The 4481-nt window shown below is 60.9% G+C and carries 2 protein-coding genes and 1 pseudogene; 2 read left to right on the forward strand and 1 reads right to left on the reverse strand.

The genetic code is table 11. From position 1 onward, the window contains the following. Positions 1-160: 160 nt before the first annotated feature. Positions 161-400 (reverse strand): annotated as a pseudogene (locus ACFDS3_RS19205) (IS5/IS1182 family transposase); the annotation flags it as partial. 727 nt (positions 401-1127) lie between these two features. Here ACFDS3_RS19205 and ACFDS3_RS19210 point away from each other — a divergent pair. Both ACFDS3_RS19210 and ACFDS3_RS19215 read left to right on the forward strand, forming a co-directional pair. After that, a complete protein-coding gene (locus ACFDS3_RS19210; protein WP_375263949.1) occupies positions 1128-2498 on the forward strand; it encodes a methyl-accepting chemotaxis protein in 1371 nt (456 codons plus the stop codon). 151 nt (positions 2499-2649) lie between these two features. Further along, positions 2650-3429, forward strand: a complete 780-nt coding sequence (locus ACFDS3_RS19215) for a GGDEF domain-containing protein (protein WP_375263950.1) — start codon at positions 2650-2652, stop codon at positions 3427-3429. The last annotated feature ends 1052 nt before the right edge of the window (positions 3430-4481 follow it).

The following is a 4481-nucleotide window of genomic DNA, read 5'->3' on the forward strand; positions in this document are numbered from 1 at the left end:
CGCCAGACATCAACCGGCGGACCCTCCGTAAGGCCGGAGGGAAGTTGGGGCTCAGCTCAGTTAGTATACGATGGCAAGGCTCTGCTCTGCGCGGCTACACGTAACAGGCGTTGTTGCAGAAACTGCGCCTGAGGCGTGACGTTCCATTTTCCCGCTGATGTCAGGACACGCGAACGATCTCGGCGGTGCCGAGGGCTGAGAAGCGGTGCATGAGTGCGACGCGGATGTGGGTTTCTGCGGTTTGGTGGTCGGGGTCTTTTGCGGCGAAGCGCTCCCCGAATGGCTTGAGACATCGCATCTTCGCCTACACGCGGCTCTTGGCGTGGTATCCGGTCTAGTGCTTCCAGAACCCGCGACCGTAGTGGTTTTTGGCGCGCAACGCGTCGTTTCGGGCCTTCGCCGGGAAAAGAGAAGTCTAATTAGAAGCCGCTTTGTCCAACAAGGCCAAATCGAGCTCTTCTCGCTGCCGTCGGCGTCGTTCTTCATCGCGCTCGCGGCGCTTTTCGGGGGGATGTCGTGCTCCGCGTGCAGGCGTGCCCGGCTGGCATCCACTCAATTGAGCAGCACGTCGTCGAGGCGGTCGATGATCGGTGATCCGCCTATCGGGCAGGAGGGCGTTCTACGGAGATTGTCGGCGGCGCAGGTCCTGATGGGCCAATTGCCCACAGTCGCCTGAGCTCTTCTTCTGTGCACCGGAGGGCGGACCGCTGCCACTTCAGGGAGGCGGCACGCCGCAAAGTTTAATTAAGCCAATTTGAACAATAGAACAATCCTTAATTCAGACGTGGTTTCTGTCCGGGATGAACAAGTTTGCCGACTGGACTGGGTTTACTCCACTGGTTGCCGCGATTCTGATCGCGACAGCCACTCCCATATGCGTCCTGATACAGCAGAATGCTCCCGATCCCTCATCCCCGGTCGTCATACTGTCGGCGCCTTGGAGTAGCGCAGCCCGGGTTGCGGAAGCGGCATCGGGAAGCCTGATCCGATCGGGGCGGATAGATTCAGTAGGTTTGGTGTTCGTGGAAGCCTCTGATCCGGTCGGTTCCCTTCGGGAGTCAGGTGCCTGGCTTGTGCTGAATGGACGCCTTTCCAATGCGCTCTGCGCCCCCAGCTGAGGAACTGATATGACTGATCTTACAGACAAGCGCGGAAATGCTGCTCGTGGGCTTCTGGTGTTCTGCTGGTTGCATGTTCCGCTGGTGCTTGCGTTGGGGACGTTCAGGGATGTCCCGTGGGTCCTGTCCCTGTCTGCGTCCTTCGCCATGGCAGCCTTGGCGAGCCTCGATTTGTTCCTGTCGCCCTCCCGGGGTCGGGTGACGCTCTCGTGCGCTCTCATTGCTCAGCCTGCGATTTTGGTCGGGCTCATGGCGGGCCATCCTTGGCAGGTCGACGTGCATATGTATTTCTTCGCCATGATGGCGGTGCTGTCGCTCCTCTTCGACATACGCGCTTTGCTGATGGCAGCCGCCGTCGTCGCTATCCATCATCTCGGGCTGAACTATGCCCTGCCTGAACTGGTTTATCCTGGTGGAAGCGACCTCTCCCGCACCTTAATCCATGCGGTCATCTTGATCCTCGAGACGACGGGCCTCTGCGCGATGGTCTTCAGTCATCATCGTCAGAACTCGAATGTGAAAGAAGCTCAGGAGCGGTCCCTTGAAACGGCCGAAGCCGCGCGTGTGAAGCAGGTCGAGGCAACCAACCGAATCTCAAAGGTGCTCTCGGCTACAACCGCAGGAGTCAATACCGTTCGCGAGAACAGTTCTTGTCTCAGCAACCTGTCCGAAGAAATGGCGGAAGGCTCCCGCCGTCAATCCCAATCGGTAGCGGCCGCGCAATCTTCTATCGAAGAGATCGCAGCTTCAATCGTCTGCACTACCGAAACAGTCGCTTCAACAGAGCGCAGCTCGACCAGAGCTTTGGAAAGTGCACGCCGGGCTGAAATAACCGTGGGCCATGCTATCAAAGCAATGCAAGACATCGCACAAAAGATCGGGGTTGTGCGAGAAATCGCCCGCCAAACCGACCTCTTGGCGCTCAACGCCGCCATTGAGGCCGCTCGGGCGGGCACGCATGGGCGAGGCTTTGCCGTTGTCGCATCAGAGGTTCGCAAGCTGGCCGAACGTGCCCAGAGCGCTGCGACCGAAATATCTGTTCTTTCCAGCAAAACGATGGACGTCTCGACCGAAGCCGGCTCAATGCTCGCCGACCTTCTCCCGGAGATCGATCGTGCGGCGGAGGCAAACCGCAACATCAGCGCTGCGATGAAGGAGCAGACGATCGGATCGAAGCAGATCCGGATCGCGATCGGAGATCTGCAGCGCGTGGTCGAGCAAAACGATGCGCTGGCAGCGCAGGCTGCGGAAGCAGCAAGTGACTTGGCTCAACAGGCGGAAGAACTGAGTGCCATCGTGGCCCACCAGGACGAAGGAGGTGCCGCGCCACACGACGCCACAGCCCAAGGGGGAGCAGCATCGATAGCTGCTGCCGCATAGGGACGTTCGCAGGACGCTGCATTCGCGCCGCCTGAGAGGCGAGGCGCCGTTAATGCGCTACCCCTCATGCAACCGCGTATCGGTGCGCTCTTCGCAGGACTCCGGGATCATCGAAAATATGCTTGCGAACGTCGGTGGATAGGAGAGGCACGTGATTACGTTGATTGACCACCTTGCGCCCCGCAGCCCCTTGGGTTGGGCGGCTCGCATCGTTCTCTGGCTTTTGCTGATTGCTGCAGGGGACCTGCTCGTGCGGCTAGCGCTTCTCGACCGGGGCCTGGAAGAGCTTGGCAGGGAAATCATCGTTACCCTGATTGGAGCGGCTCCGTTCGTCGTCCTCGCTCTTGGTCTGGCCGTCCGGGCCCGGCACTTGCGCATGCAGCTAGCCGCCATGGCCGTGACCGATATATTGACTGGCGTATCAAACCGGGCGGGGTTTCATGAGCGCGCGGAGGCAGCAGCGACCGGCTGTGACGACGTCATCATGATGGTCGATATAGACCACTTCAAGCAGATCAACGACCGTCACGGCCACCCCGTGGGAGACCTATGTCTTCGCGAAGTCGCCAGGAGCCTCCAATCACAGCTTCGCCATGAGGACGTTATTGGTCGGGTAGGCGGCGAAGAGTTCGCTATCATGCTAATTGCCACCGTACCCGAGAAGGTGCGGAACGTGGGCGAGCGCATTGCTAAGGGGATATTGATGCAGGTTCCAGAAAGCGGAGTAGAAGTGAAGATCACGCTCTCCGTTGGGGCATCCTTATGGTCGTCCGGCGGTAGTCTTGAATGCGCGATCAAGAAGGCAGATGACGCGCTGTATCGAGCCAAACGATCGGGTCGCGCGCGCATGGTTATTTGCCCGGAACTGGATGGGTGGTATAGCACAAGCGAGCCTGTGGCCCCCGTTGTCCTTTCGCCAGCGACTGGATGAGCTACTACTCTTGCTCGTGAGCGTAGTGGAATGGCCGCGACCGGTAAATGGCCGACGGTTCGAATGCTTGTCTGCATGAACCGTCTCATATGTTCCTTTTGGCGAAGGGCGCGCCGGCTGCCGAGAGATTCAGTCCCGGAAGCCGGGCTATACGGCCCTCGAGGGGCGCCCTCGAGGCGCCACAGGTCCAGTCCGGGTGAAGCAACTGAATGCTCAGCCGGATCGCCTCCGCGAGATTGCGCGTGTGTCGGGACCGCGCTGTAGCGCGGCACGGGCGGCGGCAGTGCAGCGTCGAGTGCCTCCGCGGCCCGTCTGAGCGACCTGCGTGTCTCGAACGCTATCGGGCAGCCTAGCAGGCGCTCGCGCGGGATCGCCTCATCTTCCTCCTGGATCATCTGGGCGGCGATAGCAGCGCGAAGCGCGGCAAATGCAGCATTGAAGGAGTGGGCGTTGTTTGCGTCGATCCATTCCGCCACATCGAGAACTTCGAGCAGGTCATGGGCGAGCTCCCGCGCGGCCGCGCCCAGATATGGCAGAACAGCCCCGGTTAGGTGGGGCTGCTGCTCCAGCAGGGTTCGCGGCGTCAAAGCGGTCATTTCGGCACCGCCTTTCAGGCCGAGGCAGCCTGCCGCAAAGTCGCCGCTCCACGGTGAAGTCGCGGGCATGCCGAAGCGCACCCTGCCGGCGCGCTCGTCTGTCAGCCGCCATATCGTGCTCGGCAGGAATGTGGACTCGCACGGCAGCTATCGCCTCGAACGGTGCCGCTCGAGGCGGGCAAGCATGGCGGATTCTGTGGCACGGGCAGGCGGCGCCCTTCAATAGAACGGGTTGGTTCGTTGACGCTGGCGGACACGTGTTCCGCACGGCGATGTACCTCCTCGTAGGCCGGCCAGACGGTGGTCTCGCAGCGCGGATGGGCGGGTCTGCTCATGTCCACGAGCTATCACACTGAATCCACGACATGATCCCTCGCGAGACTTGGGCAGTGAGGACCAAGGTTTTTTTTGGGGGGGGGGGGCGGGCCGAGTCCGTTTGGAGTGTGTCCCACCGTA

The sequence above is a fragment of the Palleronia sp. genome, from assembly GCF_042089775.1.
GTDB lineage: Bacteria > Pseudomonadota > Alphaproteobacteria > Rhodobacterales > Rhodobacteraceae > Palleronia.